Raw genomic sequence first — 483 nt, forward strand, 5'->3', positions numbered from 1 at the left:
GGTCGCGGTTCTTGAGGATCGCCGCCACTTCCGGCGCCACCTCGGCGGCGCTGGCGCGGTAGTCCTGCTGCGCGAGGTCGAGCACCATGATCTGCTTGCCCTGTTTGCGGTAGATGCCGGCGCGGGTCTTCTGGCCGAGTGCGCCCTTGTCGATCAGCGCTTTGAGCCACACCGGGCTCTTGAAATGGCGATGCCAGGGATCGTCGGGCAGGGTCGCGTCCATGGTGTTCACCACGTGCGCGAGGGTATCGAGCCCGACCACGTCGGCGGTGCGGTAGGTGGCGCTCTTGGGGCGGCCGATGTTCGGGCCGGTGAGTGCGTCGACCTCGTCGAAGCCGAGCCCCATCTGGGCGGTGTGGTGCATCACCGCGAGGATCGAGAACACGCCGACGCGGTTGGCGACGAAGTTGGGGGTATCGTGGGCGCGCACGATGCTCTTGCCGAGCCGGGTGGTGAGCCAGGCTTCGAGATCGTCGAGCATCG

1 protein-coding gene is annotated in these 483 nt (G+C 67.5%); it reads right to left on the bottom strand.

Features of this window, described 5'->3' with window-relative positions; genetic code table 11:
- The coding region (locus GQB03_RS22655) for a 3-hydroxyacyl-CoA dehydrogenase family protein (protein ID WP_235027188.1) at window positions 1-483 on the bottom strand (483 nt) is incomplete at both ends.

This window comes from Cognatazoarcus halotolerans (assembly GCF_009800965.1).
In the GTDB taxonomy this organism is placed as follows: Bacteria; Pseudomonadota; Gammaproteobacteria; order Burkholderiales; family Rhodocyclaceae; genus Cognatazoarcus; species Cognatazoarcus halotolerans.